Annotated in this window: 19 protein-coding genes; 12 read left to right on the forward strand and 7 right to left on the reverse strand. The window is 71.6% G+C overall.

From position 1 onward, the window contains the following. The first annotated feature begins 9 nt into the window (after window positions 1-9). The 5 genes from C2L58_RS42800 (at window position 10) to C2L58_RS42820 (ending at window position 9,946) form a co-directional block, all read left to right on the forward strand. On the forward strand, window positions 10-2,892 hold the full coding sequence (locus C2L58_RS42800; RefSeq protein WP_103343332.1) for a hypothetical protein: 2,883 nt from the start codon (window positions 10-12) through the stop codon (window positions 2,890-2,892). A gap of 679 nt (window positions 2,893-3,571) precedes the next feature. Next, complete coding sequence (locus tag C2L58_RS42805) at window positions 3,572-8,584, forward strand: NAD-glutamate dehydrogenase (RefSeq protein WP_103343333.1); 5,013 nt, start codon at window positions 3,572-3,574, stop codon at window positions 8,582-8,584. Continuing rightward, on the forward strand, window positions 8,581-9,000 hold the full coding sequence (locus C2L58_RS42810) for an acyl-CoA thioesterase (RefSeq protein WP_103343334.1): 420 nt from the start codon (window positions 8,581-8,583) through the stop codon (window positions 8,998-9,000). Before C2L58_RS42805 ends, C2L58_RS42810 begins: the two co-directional genes overlap by 4 nt. After that, window positions 8,993-9,628: a hypothetical protein gene (locus C2L58_RS42815; RefSeq protein ID WP_103343335.1), complete on the forward strand. Its 636-nt coding sequence runs from the start codon at window positions 8,993-8,995 to the stop codon at window positions 9,626-9,628. Before C2L58_RS42810 ends, C2L58_RS42815 begins: the two co-directional genes overlap by 8 nt. 63 nt (window positions 9,629-9,691) lie before the next feature. Next, window positions 9,692-9,946 carry a hypothetical protein gene (locus tag C2L58_RS42820; protein WP_103343336.1) on the forward strand — a complete coding sequence of 85 codons (255 nt, stop codon included), beginning with the start codon at window positions 9,692-9,694 and terminating at the stop codon, window positions 9,944-9,946. On the opposite strand, the gene C2L58_RS42825 is transcribed toward C2L58_RS42820, so the two are convergent. The 3 genes from C2L58_RS42825 to C2L58_RS42835 all read right to left on the reverse strand — a co-directional run bounded on the left by C2L58_RS42825 (window position 9,943) and on the right by C2L58_RS42835 (window position 12,933). Then, window positions 9,943-11,493: a glycoside hydrolase family 13 protein gene (locus C2L58_RS42825; protein ID WP_103343337.1), complete on the reverse strand. Its 1,551-nt coding sequence runs from the start codon at window positions 11,491-11,493 to the stop codon at window positions 9,943-9,945. The genes C2L58_RS42820 and C2L58_RS42825 overlap by 4 nt on opposite strands. Beyond that, window positions 11,490-11,873: a globin gene (locus tag C2L58_RS42830; protein WP_103343338.1), complete on the reverse strand. Its 384-nt coding sequence runs from the start codon at window positions 11,871-11,873 to the stop codon at window positions 11,490-11,492. The genes C2L58_RS42825 and C2L58_RS42830 overlap by 4 nt, the downstream gene beginning before the upstream one ends. Before the next feature lie 109 nt (window positions 11,874-11,982). Continuing rightward, window positions 11,983-12,933, reverse strand: a complete 951-nt coding sequence (locus C2L58_RS42835; protein ID WP_103343489.1) for a mechanosensitive ion channel family protein — start codon at window positions 12,931-12,933, stop codon at window positions 11,983-11,985. A 394-nt stretch (window positions 12,934-13,327) separates the two neighbouring features. Between C2L58_RS42835 and C2L58_RS42840 the strand changes: the two genes are divergently transcribed. Further along, window positions 13,328-13,825 carry an HNH endonuclease gene (locus C2L58_RS42840; RefSeq protein WP_013228590.1) on the forward strand — a complete coding sequence of 166 codons (498 nt, stop codon included), beginning with the start codon at window positions 13,328-13,330 and terminating at the stop codon, window positions 13,823-13,825. 130 nt (window positions 13,826-13,955) lie between these two features. Here the strand turns inward: C2L58_RS42840 and C2L58_RS51095 are convergent, their stop codons facing one another. Continuing rightward, entirely contained in the window at window positions 13,956-14,327 is a 372-nt protein-coding gene (locus C2L58_RS51095) for a hypothetical protein (RefSeq protein WP_103343339.1), read from the reverse strand. 287 nt (window positions 14,328-14,614) lie between these two features. Here C2L58_RS51095 and ctaJ point away from each other — a divergent pair, with 287 nt between their 5' ends. Further along, window positions 14,615-14,863, forward strand: coding sequence for an aa3-type cytochrome oxidase subunit CtaJ (ctaJ, locus tag C2L58_RS42850; RefSeq protein ID WP_103343340.1), 249 nt, complete (start codon window positions 14,615-14,617; stop codon window positions 14,861-14,863). Next, window positions 14,850-15,338: a DUF5130 family protein gene (locus C2L58_RS42855; RefSeq protein WP_103343341.1), complete on the forward strand. Its 489-nt coding sequence runs from the start codon at window positions 14,850-14,852 to the stop codon at window positions 15,336-15,338. Before ctaJ ends, C2L58_RS42855 begins: the two co-directional genes overlap by 14 nt. Before the next feature lie 494 nt (window positions 15,339-15,832). Here C2L58_RS42855 and pepN read toward each other — a convergent pair whose 3' ends face one another. Beyond that, complete coding sequence (gene pepN / locus C2L58_RS42860) at window positions 15,833-18,400, reverse strand: aminopeptidase N (protein ID WP_103343342.1); 2,568 nt, start codon at window positions 18,398-18,400, stop codon at window positions 15,833-15,835. A gap of 153 nt (window positions 18,401-18,553) precedes the next feature. Between pepN and C2L58_RS42865 the strand changes: the two genes are divergently transcribed. Then, window positions 18,554-19,174, forward strand: coding sequence for a mycothiol-dependent nitroreductase Rv2466c family protein (locus tag C2L58_RS42865; protein WP_103343343.1), 621 nt, complete (start codon window positions 18,554-18,556; stop codon window positions 19,172-19,174). Here the strand turns inward: C2L58_RS42865 and C2L58_RS42870 are convergent. Next, window positions 19,171-19,980 (reverse strand): MBL fold metallo-hydrolase, encoded by an 810-nt coding sequence (locus C2L58_RS42870; RefSeq protein ID WP_103343344.1) that lies wholly within the window; start codon window positions 19,978-19,980, stop codon window positions 19,171-19,173. The two genes, C2L58_RS42865 and C2L58_RS42870, sit on opposite strands and share 4 nt — an antisense overlap. A 212-nt stretch (window positions 19,981-20,192) precedes the next feature. Between C2L58_RS42870 and C2L58_RS42875 the strand changes: the two genes are divergently transcribed. Together C2L58_RS42875 and C2L58_RS42880 are read left to right on the forward strand one after the other, a co-directional pair. After that, a complete protein-coding gene (locus C2L58_RS42875) occupies window positions 20,193-20,666 on the forward strand; it encodes a ribose-5-phosphate isomerase (protein ID WP_103343490.1) in 474 nt (157 codons plus the stop codon). Further along, complete coding sequence (locus C2L58_RS42880) at window positions 20,666-21,475, forward strand: Fpg/Nei family DNA glycosylase (RefSeq protein ID WP_103343345.1); 810 nt, start codon at window positions 20,666-20,668, stop codon at window positions 21,473-21,475. Before C2L58_RS42875 ends, C2L58_RS42880 begins: the two co-directional genes overlap by 1 nt. Before the next feature lie 77 nt (window positions 21,476-21,552). On the opposite strand, the gene C2L58_RS42885 is transcribed toward C2L58_RS42880, so the two are convergent. Next, a complete protein-coding gene (locus C2L58_RS42885) occupies window positions 21,553-22,356 on the reverse strand; it encodes a hypothetical protein (protein ID WP_103343346.1) in 804 nt (267 codons plus the stop codon). A gap of 145 nt (window positions 22,357-22,501) precedes the next feature. Between C2L58_RS42885 and C2L58_RS42890 the strand changes: the two genes are divergently transcribed. Continuing rightward, complete coding sequence (locus tag C2L58_RS42890) at window positions 22,502-23,377, forward strand: TIGR03619 family F420-dependent LLM class oxidoreductase (protein WP_103343347.1); 876 nt, start codon at window positions 22,502-22,504, stop codon at window positions 23,375-23,377.

The raw sequence follows: 23,377 nt of genomic DNA on the forward strand, positions 1-23,377 counted from the left end.
GGTTTCCCCGTGGAAGCCAGCAAACAGCACCGGACGGGCCCGTTCTCGCGCACTGAGAGCGGGCGCTCCGCCAATGCCGGGGGAACCCTCTCCGCAGTCGGCCGGCTGATCGAGCGGGCGGACGCCCTGCACCTGCGCGCGCCCGAGCTCGCGCTGGTCCTCGGCGAGCGCGCGGCCGCGCTGGCCGAGGCCGCGAGCGCCGACGAGCAGTGGATCCGGGCCGAGAGCCTGGTCGTGTCCGCGCGCGTCCGGGTCGGCGACCGGCCGGGGACCGTCGGGCGCGCGGTCGCGGCGTTGCGCGCGGCCGAGCACGCGGGCTACGGCGACATCGCCGCGCGCCTGCGCATCGACCTCGCCGTCTGCGCCCGCAGCCTCGGCGTGCCGCTGACCGGCCTCGCCGCCTTGCGGCCGGTGCTCACCAACCCGGTGGTCTCGCCGGTGCACCGCGCGGCCGCGTTGTGCCACCTGGTGGGCTGCCTGGGCCAGCTCGGGCGCAAGTCGGAGCTGGACCGCGTGCTCGTGGAGGCGGACAAGCTCGTCGTCGGCGACGACTCGCTGGGTGCGGACACCCAGCTGCTGGTGCGGGCGCTGCTGCGCGTCGGCACGGCCGCCCACCGCCGGCGCCACGGCGACTTGACGGCGGCGGCCGACGCCGCCCGGACCGGGCTCGGTTTTTTGGAGAAGCTCGACAACCCGGCCGACGACGGCGGTCTCGTCCGCATCCGGCTGGTGCTGCTGCTGGTCAGCACGCTGCTCGACCGCGGCGACGCCGAAATGGCGTACGAGATCGCGGAGCCGGTGCTGGCCGAGCCGGTGCGCGCGGCGGGCGTCGCACCGATGGGCTGGCTGCGGCTGGCCGTCGCGACGCGCGTCCATTTGCCCGCGGGGTCCGGCGAAGCGGCGATCGAGCTGGTCCGCGAAGCCGTGGCGAGCACGGACCGGCACGGGCTGTCGGCGATCACCGCCCGGTTGTGGCTGGAGCTGGCGCAGCTGCAGGAGCGGTTCGGGCAGGCGGAGGAGGCCATCGCGTGCCTGTACCGCTCGCGGGCGGCGGAGCAGTTGCACGCCCGCGCCCGGCGGCAGGCGTGCAGCGTGCTGGCAGGCGAGTTCGGCACGGGGCAGCCGGCCTCGGTGGATTTGGACGAGGTGCTGAAGGCGGTGCCGTCACGGCCGGTCCCGGTTGTTGCGGCCGAGCCGGTTCCCCCCGCTCAGCCTGAGCCGCGGACGCCGGCGTGGTCGTTCGGACGGCCGCGGGTGACCGCCGATGCGGCGGAGACGACGTTGATGCCGGCGGTGCGCGACGAGCCGGGGTCCCGGGTGCGGCCGGAGCCGATCGAGGTGCGGGCGCCGGAGCGCCGGCCTGGTGAGCCGGGGACGGCACGGGAGCCGGTCGCCTCGCGGCCGGGCCGAGGAGAGCAGCGGCCGGAGCCTGGTGACCCGCGGCCGGTGTTTCGGCCGGGCCCCGTCGAGACGAGGTCGGCGCCCGAGCTGGCCGAACCGCGTGCGGCTGGGCTGGGTTCGGGGCCGGAGTTTGGTGAGTCGGCGGGGCGTGGAGCTGGGCTGGGGTCGGAGCACCGATCGGAGCCTGGCCAGTCGGCGGGGCGTGGAGCTGGGCGGGAATCGGGGTACCGACCAGCGCTCGGTGAGTCGGCGGGGCGTGGCGTTGGGCGGGAATCGGGGTACGGACCGGCGCTCGGTGAGTCGGCGGGGCGTGGCGATGGACTAGGGGCGGAGCACCGATCGGAGCCCGGCCAGTCGGCGGGGCGTGGAGCTGGGCAGCGGTCGGGGCACGGGCCGGAGTTTGGTGAGTCGGTGGAGCGTGGTGCTGGGCTGGGGTCGGAGCACCGGCCTGAGCCTGGTGAGTCAGCGGGGCGTAGGCGGCGGCCCGAGCCCGTTGAGCCGCGGTTGGCGGAGCGTGGCCGGGAGCCGGACTTCGGGTCGGAACCTTCGGTGCCGCGGCCGGAGCCGGAGGTTCGGTCAGCGCCTGGGGCGGAGTACCGGTCCGAGTCTGCTGAGTCTCGGGGTCCGGAGTACCGGTCCGAGCCGGCAGGCCGCGAGCCGGAGTCGCGGTCGGAGCCCGGTGAGGTGCGGCGTGAGCCGGACTTCGCGTCGGAGCCGGCCGAGGCGCGGCCCGAGCCGACCGACGTGCGGCCCACTCGGGAGGCCGTCGAGGCGGCGCCGCCCGCCGAACTCGGCAAGACCAAGTTCTCCTGGGCCGCGCTGGCCGAAGCTCGGCTGCGGGAGACCGCGGCCGAACGGGAGTCGGCGCCCACGCGCGTCACGCCGGCGTTGCCGCTCGCACCCGAGCCCGCCGCCGAGCGGGAGTCGTGGGGGTCCGAGGGGCGGCGGCAGGAGCCGCCACCGTCGACGCGTCACGACGCCGAGCACGGCTCGGAGGCCGCGCGTTCGGTGCTGGACCGCCTGGGCATCTCGGCCTCCGGGAGCGCGGGGGGCCGTCGCCGGGCGGACGACGCCGACCGGCCGCGCGCCGAGGAACCGGCGCGTCCGGAGCCGGAGCTCGCCCCGCCGCCGCGGCCGGAGGACGAACCACCGTCCGTGCCGGACTACCGCGACGAAGCCGAGCCGTGGTTGCCGCGGCTGCGGATGCCACCGTCGCTGGAACCGATGGAGGACTTCGGCCACTGGACCCCGGCGACGGCCCCGTTCCCGGAGAGCTACGCCCGCGCGATCGCGGAGGACGAGCCCCCACCGGACGCCGGCCTCGCCGACCTGCTCGCCCGCGCCCTCGCCGAGCACCAGGCGGGCACGGCCAGCGCGGCGGCGCTGGTCAAGCAGCTCGACTCCCAGAACGCGGGCCGCCGCAACGGCCACGGTCGCAACGGCCACGGCGCCGAGGTGCCGGACTCCCGCGGCCACAGCTCGCGCGACTGACCTGCCGAGGACTCGTAAAGCCGGCCCGGCCGACCGGGAGCCGCGGCCTGCGCCGTTGGGCGCCGCCCCCGATTGCCACGCTACCGGCGGGCACCGACACTTTGCCGCGCCTCTGCAGGCCGCAGCCTGAGTCTCGCCGCAGGCCGAGTCGCGCTGCAGCCTCAGTCACGCAGGCCGGGTTCCGCCGCAGCTGAGTCGCGCGGGGGCGCCCCCCGTTTTCCACGCTACCGGCAGCCACCGACAGTTTTGCCGCGGTCGACGACCACGGCACCGCACAGCGGCCAGTTCACCCCCGCCGCGGTCCGGTCGCTGAGCCACCCCGATCCGTCGCCGACCTGTCCCGCCGCGACCGCAGTGGGATCCGTCGCACTCCGGTGTCGCCGACCGGCCGACAGCGTTCGCCGAACGGCAGCACGCCCGATCAACTGAACCGATCACGTTGGCCCCGCCGCGGGTGGCGTCCGCCGAGCACGGCTGGTCAGCGCCGCGCCGGGGCCGGGAAGACAACCCGTCAGTAGCTTGACCGATCACGCGAATCCCAAGCCCCGGAAGGGTTTTCGGGGCTCGGGGAACCTCCGGGTCTTCATGTGATCCCGGATCGCGCGCATTAGTGTGGGGTGGCCGGCTCAACGCCGAACCGGCACGGTGCCACCTCACGCAAACTGGAGAGTTGCCTCAAATGAGCTCGACCGGAGTCTCGTCACTACCCGGAACCGGAGCCGAAACCGAACCCGAATTCGGCCAGCGCTCCCCGGCCAGCCCGGAGCAGATCAGGGACGACCTGATCGACGCCGCGGCCGGGCTGGCGCCGGAGATCGGTGAGCTCATCCGGCTCTACTACCGGCACATCCCGCCCGAAGAGATCGTCGGTGACGAGCCGGTCAACCTGGTCGGCGCCGTCCGGTCGCACCTGCAGCTGGCCAAGCACCGGATGCCCGGCCGCCCGGCCGTGCGGCTGCTGAACCCGACCGTCGCCGAAGACGGGTGGGCTCGCGAAGCCACCGTGGTGCAGGTCGTCACCGACGACATGCCCTACCTGGTCGACTCGATCGCCGCCGAGTTCGCCCGGGACGGCGTCCAGGTGCAGCGGATCGTTCACCCGATCGTGGTGGTCACCCGCGACCTCACCGGCGAGCTGCAGGAGGTCCACCCCGAAGCGGACCCGGCCGAGCCGCCCGCGAACTCGGCCGCCGAGTCGTGGATGTACATCGAGATCGACTTCGTCACCGATCGCAACCGGGCCCGCGAGCTCGACAACCGGCTCTCCAGCGTGCTGGGTGACGTCCGTGAGGTCGTCGAGGACGCCGAGAAGATGGCCCAGACCGCGTGCCAGCTGGCGAGCGAACTGGAGACGGCCCCACCGAAGCTGCCCCAGGGCGAGGTCGCCGAGGGCGCCCGCCTGCTGCGCTGGCTGGCCGACGGCCACTTCACCTTCCTCGGCTACCGGCGCTACGAACTGATCGACAACCCGCACCCGGACACCGAAGAGCACACTGCACCCGCCCTGCGTGCGGTGCTGGCCTCCGGCCTGGGCGTGCTGCGCCAGGACAGCCTCGCCGCCCGGGGCCTCACCGCCGGCCCGGACACCGCCGCCACCGCGCTCGCGCCCACGCTGCTGGTGCTGACCCAGGCCAGCGCCCCCTCGACCGTGCACCGGCCGGTCTACCCGTACTACGTCGGCGTGAAGACCTTCGACGCCGAGGGCACCGTCACCGGCGAACACCGCTTCCTCGGCATGTTCACCACCACCGCGCTGCACGAGAACGTCCTCGACATCCCCGTGGTGTGCAAGCGGGTCCGCGAGGTCATCCACCGCGCGGGCTTCCCGATCGAGTCGTTCTCCGGCCAGCGGATGCTGGAGATCCTGCAGAACTGGCCGCGCGCCGACCTGTTCTCCGCCGACACCGACTCGCTCTACTCGACGACGACCGGCGCGATCACGCTGTCGGACCGCCGCCGGCTGCGGCTGTTCCTGCGCCGCGACCCGTACGGCCGCTTCTACTCCTGCCTCGTCTACCTCCCGCGCGACCGCTACACGACGCGCTCGCGGCTGGCGATGCAGGAAGTCCTGCTCGAAGAGCTCGAAGGCACCCAGCTCGAGTACAGCGCGCGGATCGGCGAGACGGTCCTGGCCCAGGTCCACTTCGTCGTGCACACCGACCCGGCCCGCCGCCTCGAACCGGACACGCTCAACATCCAGGACCGGCTGAACGACGCCGTCCGCACCTGGGACGACCGGATGGTCGAGGCGGTCCTCGACGAACGCCGTGAGCGCGCCGACGGCGGCGTCGCGGTCGGGATCGTCGGCGAGGAATCGGCCACCGAGCAGGGCCAGCGCTTCGCGATGGTCTTCCCCGAGGGCTACAAGGAGGACTTCACCGCCGAAGAGGCGCTGGCCGACCTCCGCTCGCTCGACTCGCTCACCGACGAAGGCGACCTCGCGCTGTCGTTCTACCAGCCCGCCGGCGCCGGGCCGGGTGAGCGGCGCTTCAAGCTCTACCTGCGCGGCGAGGGCGTCACGCTCTCGAAGGTGCTCCCGGTGCTGCAGGCCATGGGCGTCGAGGTGGTCGACGAGCGGCCGTACGAGCTGCACCGCGAGGACGGCGGCGCGTGCTGGATCTACGACTTCGGCCTGCGCGTCGACCAGAAGATGCTCGACGAGTCCGACGAGCACGCCGTCGAAGAGCTGCGCGGCCGCTTCCAGGACGCCTTCGAGGCCGCCTGGCGGGGCGATGCCGAGGTCGACGGCCTCAACGGCCTCGTCCTGCGTGCCGGGCTCACCTGGCGCCAGGTCGCCGTGCTGCGCGCTTACTCGCGGTACCTGCGCCAGGCCGGCAGCGCGTTCTCCCAGGACTACATCCAGAACACGCTGCTGAACCACACGCCGGTCGCGACCAAGCTGCTGCGGCTGTTCGAGGCCCGGTTCGCGCCCGAACTGTCGGACGCCGATCGCGAGGCCGCCACGGACGCGCTGGCGAGCGAGCTGAACGCGATGATCGACGAGGTCACCAGCCTCGACGAGGACCGGATCCTGCGCCGGCTGATGGCCGTCATCCGGGCCACGCTGCGGACGAACTACCACGTCACCGCCGCCGACGGAAAACCCCGCGAATACCTGTCGATCAAGCTCGACCCGGCCGGCGTGCCCGACCTGCCCGAGCCGCGGCCGAAGTTCGAGATCTTCGTGTACTCCCCGCGGGTCGAGGGCGTGCACCTGCGCTTCGGCGAGGTCGCGCGCGGTGGCCTGCGCTGGTCGGACCGGCGTGAGGACTTCCGCACCGAGATCCTCGGCCTGGTCAAGGCGCAGGCGGTGAAGAACGCGGTGATCGTGCCGGTCGGCGCGAAGGGTGGCTTCGTCGTCAAGAGCCCGCCGGCCCCGACCGGGGACGCGAGCATCGACCGCGACGCCCAGCTCACCGAGGGCATCGCCTGCTACCGGATGTTCATCTCCGGCCTGCTCGACCTGACCGACAACCGCATCGAGGGCAAGACCGTGCCCGCCCCGGGGGTCGTCCGGCACGACGCCGACGACTCCTACCTGGTCGTCGCCGCCGACAAGGGCACCGCGAAGTTCTCCGACATCGCGAACGAGATGTCCGCGCAGTACGGCTTCTGGCTGGGCGACGCGTTCGCCTCCGGCGGCTCGGTCGGCTACGACCACAAAGCCATGGGCATCACGGCGAAGGGCGCTTGGGAGAGCGTCAAGCGGCACTTCCGCGAGCTGGGCAAGGACACCCAGGCCGAGGACTTCACCGTGGTCGGCATCGGCGACATGATGGGTGACGTCTTCGGCAACGGCATGCTGCTCTCCGAGCACATCCGCCTGGTCGCCGCCTTCAACCACATGCATGTCTTCCTCGACCCCGATCCCGATGCCGCAACGTCGTTTGCCGAGCGGCGCCGGCTGTTCGACCTGCCGCGCAGCTCGTGGGACGACTACGACCGCTCGCTGATCAGCGAAGGCGGCGGGATCTACCCGCGCACGGCGAAGTCGATCCCGATCAGCCCGCAGGTCCGCACGGCGCTGGGCCTCGGCGAGGGCGTCACCGCGCTGGCGCCGATGGACCTCATCCAGGCGATCCTGCTGGCCCCGGTCGAGCTGCTGTGGAACGGCGGCATCGGCACCTACGTCAAGGCGGAGAGCGAATCCCACCAGGCCGCCGGTGACAAGGCCAACGACGCCATCCGCGTCGACGGCCACCAGCTGCGCGTCAAGGTCTTCGGCGAAGGCGGCAACCTCGGCCTCACGCAGCTGGGCCGGATCGAGTTCGCCCGCCGCGGCGGGCCGGACGGCGAAGGTGGCAAGATCAACACCGACGCGCTCGACAACTCGGCCGGCGTCGACTGCTCCGACCACGAGGTCAACATCAAGATCCTGCTCGACCACCTCGTCCAGACCGGCAAGCTCGAGCGCGAGCAGCGCAACGAGCTGCTGGAGGAGATGACCGACGAGGTCGGCGCCCTGGTCCTCGAGGACAACTACCGGCAGAACGCCGTCCTCGGCGTGAGCCGGGCGCACGCCGCGCCGATGCTGTCGGTGCACGCGCGCCAGGTGCAGGCGCTGGTGTCCGCGGGCGCCTTCGACCGCAAGCTCGAAGCGCTGCCGAGCAACTCGGAGTTCCGCGAGCTGGAGAAGGCGGGCAAGGGCCTCACCTCGCCGGAGCTGGCGACCCTGCTCGCGCACGTCAAGCTGGAGCTGAAGGACGAGCTGCTGGCCAGCGACCTGCCCGACTCGAAGGTGTTCGCGGCCCGGCTGCCCGAGTACTTCCCGAAGCCGCTGCGCGAGCGGTTCGGCTCCGCGATCGGCGAACACCCGCTGCGCCGGCAGATCATCACCACGCTGATCGCCAACGAAGTGGTCGACGGCGGCGGCATCTCGTTCGTCTACCGGCTGATGGAGGAGATGAACGCGACGGCGACGGACGCGGTGCGCGCGTACGCCGTGGTGACGCAGGTGTTCGACCTGCCCGCGCTGTGGCAGGAGATCGACGCGCTCGACAACGTCGTGCACACCGACGTCGCCGACGCGATGGTGCTGGAGACGCGGCGGCTGCTCGACCGGGCCGCGCGCTGGTTCCTCACCAACCGGCCGCAGCCGCTGGCCCCGCTCTCGGAGATCAAGCGCTTCGGCCGGGTGCTGGGCAAGCTCGTGCCGAAGCTCGGCGACCTGCTGCGCGGCCGCGAGGCCGAGTCGGTGGAGAAGCACGTGAACGAGCTGATCGCCGCGAACGTCCCGGAGGGGCTGGCGCGCCGGGTCTCGCTGCTGCTGCACACCTACGGCCTGCTCGACGTCACCGAGGTGGCCGAGCTCGCCGAGCAGCAGATCGGTGTGGACGCCACGCACAGCCCGGCCGAGACGGCGGAGCTGTACTACGCGCTCTCGGCGCACCTGGACATCGACCAGATGCTCACCGAGATCAGCAAGCTCGAACGCGGCAACCGCTGGCACGCGCTCGCCCGGCTTTCCTTGCGTGATGACGTCTACAGCTCGCTGCGCGCGATCACGCTGGACGCCTTGCGGCACAGCGATCCCGGCTCGTCCGGGGACGCCAAGATCGCGCAGTGGGAGAAGACGAACGCGTCCCGGCTGCAGCGGGCGCGCGTCGCGCTCGACGAGATCACCAAGTCCGGCCGGCACGACTTGGCGACGCTTTCGGTGGCGGCCCGCCAGATCCGGAGCACGGTACGGTGACCTACGTTTCGCACGTCCGTCCGCGCTGGACGGACATGGACGTCTACGGCCACATCAACCACGCGAAGCTGGTGACGCTGCTCGAAGAGGCGCGCATCCCGCTGCTGTTCGAAGGGGCCACCGAGGCCGGGCTCGAACAGCTGCCCAAGGGCATCGTCGTGGTGCGCCTCGAAGTGGCCTACAAGGCGCCGATCGTGGTGTCCGGGCAGCAGCTGCGGATCGAGATCGACCTGACCGAGCTGCGCGCGGCGAGCTTCACCCTGGCCTACCGCGTGCGCACCGGGTCGGCCGCGGACGACCCGGTGGCGGTCACGGCCGAGACGCTGCTGGCGCCGTACGACACGGTCGAGCTGCGGCCGCGTAGGCTCACCCCGGCCGAGTCGGAGTTTCTGAAGCAGGGGTTCGCGGATGCCTGAGTTGTTCGTGCCGGACGCGGCCGACCGGGAGACCCTCGGGGCGTTCGTCGCCCGGGCGGTCCGGCTGGACGGCCAGACGGCGGTCCGGCTGCGGCAGCGCGGCGACGGCGTGGTCGAGGCCTGGACGGCGACGCCGTTCGAGTGCCTGGCCACCCGCGCGGTGGCCGGCGACGTCACCCCCGGTGACGTCACGGTGTCCGGCAACGAGCTGCTCGCCGCGCTGACCGTCGCGGGCGGACCCCGGATGGACCCGGGCCCGGCCCGCGACCTGCTGTGGCACGGCGAGCTGCCCTCGTCGGGCCGCTGGCCGCTGATCGACGAGCTCCCGGCGCGGGTGGTGTCGGAGCTGGCGGACCGCGGCGTGACCCTGGCCAGGGACAACGCCGGCCCGCACGGCACGCCGCCGGCGTCGCTGATGGACCAGGCGGTCCTGACCGTGAGCGGCGGTTCGGTCGAGGTCAAGGTGCAGATGCGCTGCCTGTTCGCGATGTCCGGCATGGGTTTCGTGGATTCGGACGTCGAGGGTGACGTCGTCCGCGTGACGGCGACGGACTCGTGGCTGCGCCTGGACGCCCGGTACGGCGCGATCGTCCGGCGCCGGCACGCGCTGCTGCCCCTGCTGTTCTGACTTGTTCTGACGGAGTTCTTACGGCCGCCACCGTTCCTCGCCGGGCGGTGGCACGCTGGAGGCGTGAGCGCGGACGAAGATCCGACGGCGGACTTCCTCGACGCGGTGCGCGCCGACGAGGAAACCCCGTGGCGGCGCGACCGTCCGGCGGGTGAGCGGGCGCCGGAGCGCGCCGAAAGACCTGAGAGGTGGGGCCGCACGCGTGCGGCGGGCCGGGCGGCTGCCCAGGCGGCGCCCTACCTCCAGGCCGCGGCGCTGGTGGCGTGGCTGGCGAGCGGCGCCTTCGACGACGGTTCCGGCCCGGGCGACCAGGGCTAGACGAGCCAGACGGCCGAGTCCGCGGGCAGTTTCCCGTCCACCAGCGGGCTGCTCGACAGCAGCACCTCACCCGGCGGCAACGCGATGGGCGAGGCCGAAGTGTTCAGCGCGCACACCAGCCCACCCCCGCGCCGCCGGAAGGCGAAACACCCGGCCGGCGCGCCGTACCACTCCAGCTCGTCGCCGCTGAACGCCGGATGCGTCTTCCGCAGCTCGATCGCGGCCCGGTACAGCGAGAGCGTCGAGTCCGCGTCCTCGATCTGCTTCTCGACGGTCAGCCCGGCCCACTCCGACGGCATGGGCAGCCAGGTACGCGGGTTGCGCGAGAACCCGAACGGCGGCAGGTCGCCCTCCCACGGCAGGGGCACCCGCGAGACGTCCCGCCCGAACTCGGCCCCGCTGGTCTTCGCGCGCGGGTCGGCCATTTCCGAAAGGGACAGCTCGACGTTCGCCAGCCCCAGCTCTTCGCCGTTGTACAGGTACACCGTGCCCGGCAGCGCCAGCTCCACCAGCGCCATCGCCCGCGCTCGCCGCACGCCCACCGCACCGCCGCCGTAGCGGCTGACCTGCCGCCAGACGTCGTGGTTGCCCAGCGTCCAGGTCGCCGGGGCGCTCGTGCGGGCCGGGACCGTCAGGGAGCGCTCGATGGCCGTGCGCATGGCGTCGGCGTCGAAGTGGGTCAGCACCAGCCGGAAATTGAAGGCCAGGTGCAGCTCGTCGGGCCGCAGGTAGCGCGACAGGCGTTCCTCGTCGGTCACCCAGATCTCGCCGACCGCCATCGCGTCCGGGAACTCGTCGAGCACCTTGCGGATCATCTGGTGGATCTCGTGGACGCCGTCGTGGTCCCAGCGCGGGTCGTAGTAGTGGCTCGGCCCCTGGCCGCCGGCGCGCGGGTCCATGTCCGGCAGGCCGGGCGGTTTGGCCATGCCGTGGGCAACGTCGATGCGGAAGCCGTCGACGCCGCGTTCGAGCCAGAACCGCAGGGTGCGTTCGAGGTCGGCGGCGACCTCCGGGTTGGCCCAGTTCAGGTCCGGCTGCTGCGGCGCGAACAGGTGCAGGTACCACTGCCCGTCCGGCACCCTGGTCCAGGCCGGACCGCCGAACGCGCTGACCCAGTTGTTCGGCGGGTCCTCGCCCTTCGGGCCGACGCCGTCGCGGAAGATGTAGCGGTCACGCTCCGGGCTGCCCGGCGCGGCGGCCATCGCCGACTTGAACCAGGCGTGCTGGTTGCTGGTGTGGTTCGGCACGACGTCGACGGTGACCTTGATGTTGCGCTTGTGCGCCTCGGTCAGCAGGACGTCGAAGTCGCCGAGGGTGCCGAACATCGGGTCGACGTCCCGCGGGTCGGCGATGTCGTAGCCGTGGTCGGCCATGGGGGAGCGGTAGAACGGCGTCAGCCACAGCGCGTCGACGCCCAGCAGCTCCAGGTAACCGAGCCTGGAGTGGATGCCTTCCAGGTCTCCGACGCCGTCACCGTCCGAATCGGCGAACGAGCGTACGTAGACCTGGTAGAAGACGGCGTCGCGCCACCAGGCTTCTGCTCTCATACGAAGCTGTTCATCATGCTGTGCGCGGCCATCTCCAGGTAGGCCCAGAGCTGGCCGCGGTACGGCTCTTCCAGGTTCTCCTCGTCGACGGCGATCCGGATGCAGCGCAGCCAGGCGTCCCGCTCCAGCGGCCCGATCTTGAACGGCGCGTGCCGCATCCGCAGCCGCGGATGCCCGCGCTGGTCGGAGTAGGTGTGCGGGCCGCCCCAGTACTGCATGAGGAACAGCCGGAACCGCTCCTCGGCGGGCCCCAGGTCTTCTTCGGGGTAGAGGGGGCGGAGGATCTCGTCGCGCGCGACCTCCTCGTAGAACCGCCCGACGATCCGGCGGAACGTCGGTTCGCCGCCGACCGCTTCGTAGAGGTTCGCCGGTTCGCTCACTGCAGACACGCCTTCCATTTTGCCCTTGGGGTGCGGGTTCCCGACGGCCGGTCCGCTCAATACCGGTTCGTCGCGAACCCGCTCCCCAGCGTAACGGCGCTCGCGGCCGTTACTTCCCGCCCGCCGGGGCCGCGGGCGGGAACAGCCGGCCGAGGGGCGGGTCGAAGCCGGCCTCCTCCAGGGCCGCCAGCAGCTGGGCGCGCAAGGCCCGCTGCACCGCCCACTGCTTGCCGGGCCGCACCTTCACCGTCAGGCGCAGCTGGAGGCCTTCCGGTGTGACGCTTTCCACACCCAGCATCTCCGGCGGCTCGAGGATGTTGTCCTTCAGCGCGTCGCTCTCGGTGGCGGTGGAGGCCGCGGCCGCGAGCACGGCCGCCGCGCGCTCGACGTCGGCGGTGTAGCCGAGGGGGACGTCGACGAGCGCCACCGCGAAGCCCTGGCTCGAGTTGCCGACGCGCAGCACCTCGCCGTTGCGGACGTACCAGACCGTGCCCTTGACGTCACGCAGCGTCGTGATCCGGAGGCCGACGGACTCGACCGTGCCGGACGCCTCGCCGACGTCCACGACGTCGCCGACGCCGTACTGGTCCTCGACCATCATGAAGATCCCGGACAGGAAGTCCTTGACCAGGTTCTGCGCGCCGAATCCGATCGCGACGCCGATGATGCCCGCCGAGGCGATGATCGGGCCCAGGTTGATGCCGAGCTCGCCCAGCACGAGGATGAAGGCCAGGCCGTAGACCAGGAACGTCGCCATCGACTTCAGCACCGAGCCGATGGTCATCGCGCGCTGGCGGCGCCGTTCGATGACGGCCGAGCCGAGCACCTCCGGGGCGCGCTCGCGCAGCGGGCGCAGCAGCGACGGGAGCTTGCCGCCCGTCTTCGGCAGGGTCGTGACGCGGTTGATCAGCCTTCTCAGGATCAGGCGCACCAGGAACGCGATCACGATGATCATCAGGATCTTGACCGGCTTGGTGATCAGCCAGTTCGCCGAGCCCGCCAGCCACAGGTTGTTCGTGACGTCGTACACCGTGTAGCAGAACGTGCTGGGGTCCTTCACGCAAGGCGGGTCGGCGGAGGGAAGCAGGGAGAGCACGGCGGTTCGTTCATCCTTCCGATCGGGTCGGCCGCCCCAACGCCGAGTGGATGTTGGGTCGCGGGGATGTGACACGTCTTGTAACACACGTGCGCTGGGGGCCTGTTCTGTGGTCGACTATGCCTACGCCCCTGGAGGTGGTCGAGTGCCAGACCGACAACCCAGCCCCCGCGGCGTCTCCGGCCAAGCCACGGCCGACGAGACGCCAGAGGTGGTTCTGCGTGCCTATCCGGGGGGTTCCGCATCCGGCGGAGCCGTCCCGGCCGGGCCGGGGACCCGCCCAGGGGGAGTGACCCGCCCGCCCGGACAGCGTAGTAGAGGCCGGGATCCGGCCGCCCCGACCTGGGGCCGGCGCCGGGTGCTCCTGCTCAACGCCACTTTCGAGCCGCTGACCGCGTTGCCGCTGCGGCGCGCGGTCGTGCTCGTCATGTGCGGCAAGGCCGAAGTGGTCCACGGTGACCCCGGCGGGATCGAGTTGCATTCGGCGAAGGTTTCGCTGCCGGTGCCCTCGGTGATCCGCCTGAGCACGTACGTGCGCGTACCGTATCGCGCGCAGGTGCCGCTGACCCGTGCGGGACTCATGCACCGCGACCGGTACCGCTGCGCCTACTGCGGGGGGCGGGCCGAGACGATCGACCACGTCATCCCGCGCAGCCGGGGCGGCCCCCACAGCTGGACCAACTGCGTCGCCTGCTGCGCCAAGTGCAACCACCGCAAAGCGGACCGGCTGCTCTCGGAGATCGGCTGGCGGCTGCGCATCGTCCCGCGGGCGCCCCACGGCCCGCACTGGCGGCTGCTCGCGCACTCCAAGGAGGCCGACCCGCTCTGGCGGCCGTATCTCGGCTCCGCCGCTTAGCTCCGCCAGGCGAGCGGAGCCCGGACGAAACGGGCCCGGACAAGCCGGCGCCCCGGCTGCCTTGCGGCGGCCGGGGCGAGCCGGGTGCTTGCGCGGAGTGCTTCAGGTAGCGCGTGGCCCTGGAGGTCTGTCAGGCAGCGAGGGCGAAGTCGCTCTGGCAGGTGACGCGGGTGCCCATGGTGACGCGCGTGCCGCGAGTGACCCGGGTCCCTCGCGTGACGCGGGTGCCGCAGGTGACTCGCGTGCCGGCCGTCACACGCGTGCCCATCGTGACACGAGTGCCGCGCGTGACCCGGGTCCCTCGGGTGACGCGCGTGCCGGCTGTCACCCGGGTGCCCATGGTGACGCGGGTTCCGGCCGTCACCCGTGTACCGCGAGTGACGCGTGTACCCCGGGTAACCCTTGTGCCCGCCGTCACACGCGTTCCGGGCGTGAATTCGATGTCGCTGAGTGACGGGGTGGTCTCGGTGATCGCCTGTGCGGACGTGCGGACGCTGTTCATGGCGGGGCCTCCTGGGACCGGTGCGTTACCTGCTGGGGCTGGAGAGCGGGGCGCAAGGCCCGTACAGGTGAAAAAGCTACGAGGATTTCAAGGTCCGGACAAGACGACAGCGGCGGGTGCGGCCGCCTGTACGTTGAGTTGCAACCTTTCGGCCCGACGGTCTTCGCCCCAACGTTCCAGTGGCCGCGAGCCAAGCGGCGGACGGCACTCGGCTTACGACGAACGGTCGAGTGCGCCGCGCGCGGTGGGCGCGGTGGGCGCGGAGGTCATCCGATACGCTCAGCGCCGTGAACATCGTCGAGACGATCGTGGTCTTCGCCGTGATCCCGCTGGCCATCTACGGCCTCGCCGGGCTGCTGACGCTCCGGCGCAGGTCCGGCGGTGCCTCGCGGCACCGGAGCGGCCAGGCCTGGGAGTACCCGGCCATGTGGTGGAGCGCCAACCCCGACGGGGCGGGACACCGGCACGCCGGCACCGAGAACAGCGCGCCCGAGGGCGCCCCGACCGCGGCGGGAGGCGCTCGTGGCAACTGGTGAGCTGACGAAGCGCGTCGACGAGTCCGAGCTGGGCTACGGAGAGGCCCTGATGGCCACCGGGCGGGTGTCCGCGGCCAAGATGTACGAGCCGGAGGCACCGTCCGGGCCGTTCAACACCCGCCAGCTGGCCCGCCTCGACGAGGCGCTGACTTTCGCTTCGCGCGAGACCGGGCTGGACTTCAGCCTGTACTTGGGTGAGCTGGGCGAGGACAGCCGCTCGGCGGCGGAGAAGCTGCACGCGACGACGGCGGACCCGTCGAACTCGGTGCTGATCGCGGTCTCCCCGGGGGAGCGGAAGATCGAGATCGTCACGGGGAGGGCTGCGTACCTGCGGCTTCCGGACCGGGGGGCCAAGCTGGCCGTGGCGAGCATGGTGGCGTCGTTCAAGGAGGGTGACCTGGTTCGCGGACTGGTCAACGGGCTCGTGAACGCGCTGCGGATGCTTTCGGACCAGGCTGGTCCTGCGCCTCGGTGAGCTTGTCTGGTTCTACGGAAGCGCCCCGTGCCTCGGATTGAGGTGCGGGGCTTTTTCGTGTTCGGAGCTGGGCTCGGGGCGGTTGTCTGCGCCGGGTCGCCTTGGTTGTCCACATTGTTGCCGGGGTGGGGATAACCAGGCTGCTCTCGGCGCTTGGTCGGGTTTTTTGTCCGGGGCGGCCGATACGCTGGAAGCGGGGGCAGCCCCCAGGGAGGGCGGGCTGTGCCGGGTGGCTCTGCCGGGGTTTTCCCGCCGGCCCGAACGCCGGATTGTTCAGCGGCCGTCAGGCCGTGTCAAGGCGGGAAAGCGTGCCTTGACACGGCCTGACGGCCGCTGAGGCGGCTGCGTATCGGGTCGGCAGGGGGGTGTGGCCGGAGGGCGGTTTGTGCCGGGGACGGCGGTGCCGGGGCGAATTCTGCCGGGCCGACCGTGGCTGACGCAGCGGCGCCGAACGGCGGGCCGTGCCGAGGCACGACCCGCCGTTGGATCCGAACTCAGGCCTGGGCGTCGAAGTCCCGTGCCGCCAGGGCGCGCACGATGCCCGCGCGGCCCTCCGAGACCAGCCGCCGCAGGGCTTGTGGGTGCTCGCCCGCCAGCCACTCGTCCGAGGCCGTCACCGTCTCCGGGGCGACCGCCCAGGACGGGTACAGGCCGATGGCGATCGGCTGCGCTCGCTCGCTCGAGCGCCGCTGCCAGACCTCGTCGATCACCTCGAAGTAACGCGGCACGTAAGACCCCAGCAGGGCCTTCTGGCCCGGGTGGGAGAAGCCCGAGATCAACGAGTCGCTCACCGCGTTCGGCAGCTCGTCGTCGTACACCGCCCGCTGCCACGCGTCGGCCTTGGCCTCCGTTGTCGGGCGCAATGCGCGGGCGCGCTCCGCCTGGCGGCGGCCCGTTGCCGTGTTGTCGCGGGCCAGTTCCGCGTCGATCTCCTCCGCGGCCGCCTTTCCGTGGGCCACCAGCGCGTGCAACAGGCGCCAGCGCAGGTCCGTGTCCACCGTGAGGCCCGGCAGCGGGGCCGACTCGTCCAGCCAGCCCGCCAGCACATCCAGCGTGGCGGAGTCCAGCACCGAACCGGCCAGCGAGTTGACGAACGCCAGCTGGTGGTCCGAACCGGGCTCGGCGGCCCGGACCAGCTCCAGCAGCCGCGCGGTGAAGGCCGGCCAGCCCGTCGAGGCCGCCCACTCCTGCTCCGCGTACGAGTTCAGCGCCGTCTGGGCCTGCAGCAGGAGCCGCTGGACCACGCCGACCTCGGTCTCCGTGTGGATTCCGCGCTGCACCAACGTGACGAAGTCGCGGGCCTTCAGCTCGGCTTCGCGGGTCATCTCCCACGCCGCCGACCAGCACAGCGTGCGCGGCAGCGGCTCGGTGATGTCGGCGACGCGGTCGATCAGCGTGGTCAGCGACGCCGGGTCGAGGCGCATCGTGCAGTACGTCAGGTCGTCGTCGTTGACCAGCACCAGCTTGCCCGCGGGCAGGCCGACCAGGTCCGGCACCTCGGTGCGCTCGCCGTCGACGTCCAGCTCCACCCGCTGCGTCCGGACGATCTTGCCCGAGCCGTCCTCGTCGTAGATCCCGACCGCGACGCGGTGCGTGCGCAGCTCACCGGCGCCCGGCTTCGCGCCCGACTGCACGACGGCGAACGACGTGAACTTGCCGTCGGCGCCGACTTCGTAGCGGGGGCTCAGCGAGTTCAGCCCGGTGGTCTCCAGCCACTGCGCGCTCCACCACGACAGGTCGCGCCCGGACGCCTCTTCCAGCGCGCCCAGCAGGTCGGCCAGCGTGGCGTTGCCCCAGGCGTGCTTGCCGAAGTAGACCTTCAGGCCGTCGAGGAAGTGGTCCAGGCCGACGTAGGCGACGAGCTGCTTGAGCACGCTCGCGCCCTTGGCGTAGGTGATGCCGTCGAAGTTCACCTCGACCGCGTGCAGGTCGACGATGTCGGCCGCGATCGGGTGCGTCGAGGGCAGCTGGTCCTGGCGGTAGGCCCACGACTTCTCGATGTTCGCGAAGCTGGTCCACGCGTTCTTGTACTCGGTCGCCTCGGCCTGGGCCAGGACGCTCGCGAAGGTCGCGAACGACTCGTTCAGCCACAGGTCGTCCCACCAGCGCATGGTGACCAGGTCGCCGAACCACATGTGCGCCATCTCGTGCAGCAGCGTCTCGGCGCGCCGCTCGTAGGCGTAGCGGGTGACGCGGCTGCGGAAGACGTAGTCCTCCAGGAACGTCACCGCGCCGGCGTTCTCCATCGCGCCCGCGTTGAACTCCGGCACGAACAGCTGGTCGTACTTGGAGAACTGGTACGGCGTGCCGAACTTCTCGTGGTAGAAGCCGAAACCCTGCTTGGTCTCGGTGAACAGCCGGTCGGCGTCCATGTGCTCGGCCAGCGACGCGCGGCAGTAGATGCCGAGCGGGATGGTCTTGTGGTCGTCGGTGTACTCGTCACGCCATTCGGCGTACGGGCCGGCGACCAGCGCCACGAGGTAGGTGGAGATCCGCTCGGACTCCTTGAACACCGTGCGGACGGCGCCTTCCGGCGTCTCCTCGGCGGACTCCACGATGGCGTTGGAGACGACCTTCCAGTCCTTCGGCGCGATCACCGTGAGCCGGTAGACCGACTTCAGGTCCGGCTGGTCGAAGCAGGCGAACATGCGCTTGGCGTCCGCCGTCTCGAACTGCGTGTACAGGTAGACGCCGTCGTCGACCGGGTCGACGAACCGGTGCAGGCCTTCGCCGGTGTTCATGTACCGGCAGTCGGCGGTCACCGTGAGCTCGTTGGACGCGGCCAGCCCGGCCAGCGCGATGCCCTTGTCCTCGACATACGCGCTGACATCGACGTCCGCGCCGTTCAGGGTGGCCGAGTGCACGCGGTCGGCGACGATGTCGACCCACGTCGATTCGCCGGCCCGGTCGCTCGAGAACCGGACGGTCGTCTTCGACGCGAAGGTCTTCTCCCCGGGTCCGCCGTGGCCGTCGGTCAGATCGAGCTCGATGTCGTAACCGGTGACGTCGAGCAGATCCGCGCGCAGCTTGGCTTGGTCGCGGGTCAGGTTGGGGGCGGGCACAGGCACCTCTGGTCGTTGGTATCGGTTTTCAACTCCCCGCATCCAATCATGGGGACGGGGTGGCGGGCGATAAGGGAACAACCCCGCGTTTCCCGGTGTTGGCCCGTCGTGTGGGGGTCCGCCCACACCGAGACGTGACTCAGGAGTACCCAGATGACCGCTGCCGAGCAGCCCACGAAGGTCGATTTCTACTTCGACCCGATCTGCCCGTTCGCGTGGATCACCTCCCGCTGGATCCTGGAGGTGGAGAAGCACCGCAACCTGGACCTCCGCTTCCGGATCATGAGCCTGTCGGTGCTCAACGAAGGCCGGGACGAGCTGCCCGAGCAGTACAAGGAGCTGCTGGCCAAGGGCTGGGGCCCGGTGCGCGTGGCCGTGGCGTTGTCGCAGCTCAAGGGCGAGGAGCTGCTGCGCGAGTACTACACCGAGTTCGGCACCCGCTTCCACAACCAGGGCAACAAGGACCAGGAAGCGGTCATCAAGGAGGCGCTGGCCGCCATCGGCGCGCCCGCCGAACTGGCCGACGCGGCGCACTCGGCCGAGTACGACGAGGCGCTGAAGAAGAGCCACCACGAGGGCATGGACCCGGTCGGCATGGACGTCGGCACCCCGACGATCCACATCGACGGCGTGGCGTTCTTCGGCCCGGTGCTGACCTCGATCCCGCGCGGCGAAGACGCGCTGAAGGTGTTCGACGGCGCGGTGGCGCTGTCGAGCTACCCGGACTTCTACGAGCTCAAGCGCACCCGGTCGGGCGAACTGAACTTCGACTAGGGAGTCGCCAGCGCGGCCAGGGTGACGTCGCCGGGGTAGCGGGACGCGGCCACGGCGGCCACCTCGGTCGTCTCGCCGCGGCCCACGCCCGCCTTGAGCGTGATCAGCTCGTGCAGGCCGTCGCGGTGGTAGCGCACGAACTCCGCGTCCACCGGGTCGCCGTGGCCGGGGACGACGACGCGGGGTTCGAGCGCGAGGATGGCGTCGAACGCGTCCGGCCAGGCGGTCAGGTCGGTTTCGGAGCTGAACGAGTACTCGCTGAACCCCGCCTCGGCGTGCTCGACGACGTCGCCGGCGAAGACGACCGCCGCGTCCGGGACGTGGACCACCACGTCGTGGTCGGTGTGCGCCCGGCCGGGGTGCAGCAGGACCGCCGTGCGGGCGCCGAGGTCCAGCTCGACGCGGCCGGTGACCGTGTGGTCCGGCGCGGTGATGGTGGTGCGGGAAATCGCGTCGGCGATCTCCGGCTTGCCTTCTTCGCGGTAGTGGGCCACCCATTTCGCGCGAGTGGCCTCGAGGTCCGCGCTCAGCTCGGCGGCGCAGCGCTCGTGCGCCCAGATCTCGCAGGGCAGGAACGCCTCGGTGCCCCAGGCGTGGTCGAAGTGCGCGTGCGTGTAAACCACGGCCCACGGCAGCGGCGTGAGTTCCCGGATCGCGGCGGCGAGCTCGGCGCCCTGCTCGAGGTCGCCGCGGGTGTCGACGACCAGGCAGCGCTCGGCGCCGACGACCAGCCCGACGGTCAGGTCCAGCTCCTCGTAGCGGCGGGCGTGGACGCCGTCGGCGACCTCGATCCAGCGGCCGGTCATGCCAGTACTCCTCCGGTCAGGACGGGAGCGGCGTCGCTCACGTCGGATTCGATCACTTTGCGTCCCGGCACGCCCGGCGGCCATCCGGCCTCGACGCACGGCCACGGCGGTCCGAACGTTTCGCTGTGGCCGAAATCGTTCCCGACCCAGCCGCGATCAGGCCGATGGGGTCGCCCGGCTCGCGCGTCCGGCGTGGTGGCAGACTCCTGGCCGTGCGTGTCTACTTGGGATCCGACCATGCCGGCTTCGAGCTGAAGAACCACCTGGTGGCTCACCTGGAGAAACAAGGCCACGAGGTCACCGACATCGGTCCGCACGTCTACGACGCGGACGACGACTACCCGGCGTTCTGCATCGAGACGGCGCTGCGCGTGGTGGCCGACGAGGGCAGCCGCGGCATCGTGGTCGGCGGCTCGGGCAACGGCGAGCAGATCGCCGCCAACAAGGTCCCCGGCGCCCGCGCCGGCCTGGCCTGGAGTGTCGAGACAGCGAAGCTGTGCCGGGAGCACAACCACGCCCAGCTGATCGGCGTCGGCGCCCGGATGCACACCGCCGAGGAGGCCGTCGAGATCGTCGAGGCGTTCCTGGCGACGGAGGTCTCGCCGGAGGAGCGGCACGCCCGCCGCGTGCAGCAGCTGCTCGACTACGAGCGCACCGGGACCCCGCCGGCGTTGCCGGAGGCCTGATGCCCGAGGGGCACACGCTCCACCGGCTCGCGCGGCTGCACAAGCGCCGGTTCGCCGGCGCGCCGGTCGCGGTGAGCAGCCCGCAGGGCCGGTTCGCCGCCGAAGCGTCCCGTTTGGACGGTCAGGTGTTCGCCGGCGCCGAGGCGTACGGCAAGCACCTCTTCCACGACTACGGCCCGCACGGGATCGTGCACATCCACCTGGGGCTCTACGGCACCTTCGGCGAGTCGCCGCTGCCCGCGCCCGAGCCGGTGGGCCAGGTCCGGCTGCGGCTGGCCGGCCGGACACATTGGACGGACCTGCGCGGCCCCACCCGCTGTGAGCTGCTGGACGTCGCCCAGGCGGACGCGATCAAGGCCCGGCTCGGTCCCGACCCGCTGCGCCGTGACGCGAAACCGGAGCTGGCCTGGGCGCGCGTTTCGCGGTCCAAGACGTCGATCGCGGCGCTGCTGATGGACCAGGCCGTCCTCGCCGGCGTCGGCAACGTCTACCGCGCGGAGGTGCTGTTCCGCCACGGCGTCGCGCCGCTGACGCCGGGACGTTCCCTCGATCGGGCCCTCTGGGAAGACATCTGGGCCGACCTGGTGACCCTGATGCGCGACGGCGTCCGCGTCGGCCGCATCGACACCGTCCGCCCGGAGCACCTGCCGGAGGCGATGGGCCGCGCGGCCCGGGTGGACCGCCACGGCGGCGAGGTCTACGTCTACCGCCGCGCCGGCGAGCCGTGCCTGGTGTGCGGCACGCCGGTGGCGCACTCGGAACTGGTGGGCCGCAACCTCTACTGGTGCCCCCGCTGCCAACCGGCCTGAATCGCGTCGGACTCCTCCCGCGGCAGGTCGTGAGTGGTAAGGAGGGTTAGAACCCGCCTTACCACTCACGAGGGCGGTCAGAAGTCGAAACCTCCGCCGTCGAAGCCGCCGCCGTCGAAGCCGCCGCCGCCCCAGTCGCCGCCGCCGTCTCCGCCGAAGTCGCCGCCGCCGTCGCCGCCCATGTCACCACCGCCGTCTCCGCCCATGTCGCCGGACTCGAGCGCGTCCTGCTGGCCCGCGTCGTAGCCGGACTCCCACGCCGAGGCGCTCGCGATGCCGCCCATGCCGGAGAACATCGCGCTGAACAGGAACATCGACCCGAGACCCCAGGCGCCGGCGACGAGCGCGGGCTTCCACCACGGCTCGCTGTACCAGCCCTGCGGCACCGGACGGCCCGCGACGCGGCCGCCGGGGTAGTAGTACGGCGTGTCCTGGCCGGCGTCCGGGGAGGCGGCGTAGTGCTGGCCCTCGACGTCGACGTCGCGGCGCTCGGTGACCTTGCCGGCGCGCTCGCGCTCGGCCTCCTCCGGAAGCTGCGGGCCGGGGTCCATGCCCATCGCGACGCGCGCGGCGCGCACGTAGTAAAGGCCCTCGATGGCGGTCTCCTTGACCAGCCGGGCCTGTTCGATCGTGCGGGCCTGCTCCATCTGCGAGCCGGCCGCGTTGTAGCGCTCGGCGGCGTCGGCCATCGCCTGCTGCGAGGCGGTGTCCGTGCCGTTGATGTTGAGGACCTGGCCGCCGAGCCGCTCGAGCAGGCGCCGGGCGTCGGCCTTGGCGTCGTCGAGCTCCCGCTGCCGGGCCGCGGCGCGCTGCCGCGAGAAATAGAGGCCGCCACCGACGATCAAGACGACGACTACGATCAAGAAGATCGCGGTGCCCATGGACCACTCCCAGAAGTTCGGGGCTCGGTGACCGGTGGTCACCTTTGAAACGGACAACGCGGACGCTACGCGGTGGGTTCCCGGCGCGTGACCGGGCCCACCTCGGGAACTGGCCGAAGAAACTAGAACACGTTATAGTTCGGGCATGAAGTTCACCCTGTCGATCGCGATGAACCCCCTCGATCAGCTGGGCGAGCTCGCCCGGGCCGCCGAAGAGGCCGGCTTCGCCTCCATTGCCCTGCCCGACTCGCTCTTCTACGCCGAAACGGTGGACACGGACTACCCGTACACCCCCGACGGCAGCCGGTTCTGGACCGCGGAGACCCCCTGGGTGGACCCGCTCGTGGCGACCGCGTCGATGGGCGCGGTGACCAGCCGGATCCACTTCTACACGTCGGTGCTCAAGCTCGGCTCCCGCAACCCGGTGCTGCTGGCCCGCCAGGTCGGCTCGGCGGCGGTGCTCACCGGCGGCCGGTTCGGCCTCGGGCTCGGCGTCGGCTGGCTGCCCCAGGAGTTCGAGTACTGCGGCGTGCCGTTCGAACGGCGCGGCAAGCGCGTCGACGAGGCCATCGACGTGCTGCGGCTGATCCTCGACGGCGGCATGGTCGAGTACCACGGCGATTTCTACGACTTCGACAAGATCCAGATGAGCCCGGCGCCGCCGAGCCGGGTGCCGTTCTACATCGGCGGCCACACCGAGGTCGCGCTGAAGCGCGCCGCGCGGGTCGCCGACGGCTGGTCGTCGGCGATGATGAAGCTCGACGAGCTGCGCGACACCATCGCCCGGCTCAAGGAGCTGCTGGCCGAGCAGGGTCGCGCCGATGTTCCGTTCGAGTACCAGGCGGTCTGCATCGACGCCTTCGGCCTGGACGGCTACCGCGCGCAGGCCGAAGCGGGCGTCACCGACGTCATCACCATGCCGTGGGTCTTCGACGGCGTCGGGTTCGACGCGCCGGTCGAGCCGAAGCTCGAGGCGATCCGCAAGTTCGGGACCGAGATCATCGCGAAGTTCGAGGAGTGA

Source organism: Amycolatopsis sp. CA-126428 (assembly GCF_002904335.1).
GTDB lineage: Bacteria > Actinomycetota > Actinomycetes > Mycobacteriales > Pseudonocardiaceae > Amycolatopsis.

Excerpts from the sequence above, each read along its gene's own strand:
- C2L58_RS42805 (WP_103343333.1), top strand. The coding sequence starts at position 3,572 with ATGAGCTCGACCGGAGTCTCGTCACTACCCGGAACCGGAGCCGAAACC.
- C2L58_RS42815 (WP_103343335.1), top strand. The coding sequence starts at position 8,993 with ATGCCTGAGTTGTTCGTGCCGGACGCGGCCGACCGGGAGACCCTCGGG.
- C2L58_RS42825 (WP_103343337.1), bottom strand. The coding sequence starts at position 11,493 with ATGAGAGCAGAAGCCTGGTGGCGCGACGCCGTCTTCTACCAGGTCTAC.
- C2L58_RS51095 (WP_103343339.1), bottom strand. The coding sequence starts at position 14,327 with ATGAACAGCGTCCGCACGTCCGCACAGGCGATCACCGAGACCACCCCG.
- C2L58_RS42865 (WP_103343343.1), top strand. The coding sequence starts at position 18,554 with ATGACCGCTGCCGAGCAGCCCACGAAGGTCGATTTCTACTTCGACCCG.
- C2L58_RS42870 (WP_103343344.1), bottom strand. The coding sequence starts at position 19,980 with ATGACCGGCCGCTGGATCGAGGTCGCCGACGGCGTCCACGCCCGCCGC.
- C2L58_RS42880 (WP_103343345.1), top strand. The coding sequence starts at position 20,666 with ATGCCCGAGGGGCACACGCTCCACCGGCTCGCGCGGCTGCACAAGCGC.
- C2L58_RS42885 (WP_103343346.1), bottom strand. The coding sequence starts at position 22,356 with ATGGGCACCGCGATCTTCTTGATCGTAGTCGTCGTCTTGATCGTCGGT.
- C2L58_RS42890 (WP_103343347.1), top strand. The coding sequence starts at position 22,502 with ATGAAGTTCACCCTGTCGATCGCGATGAACCCCCTCGATCAGCTGGGC.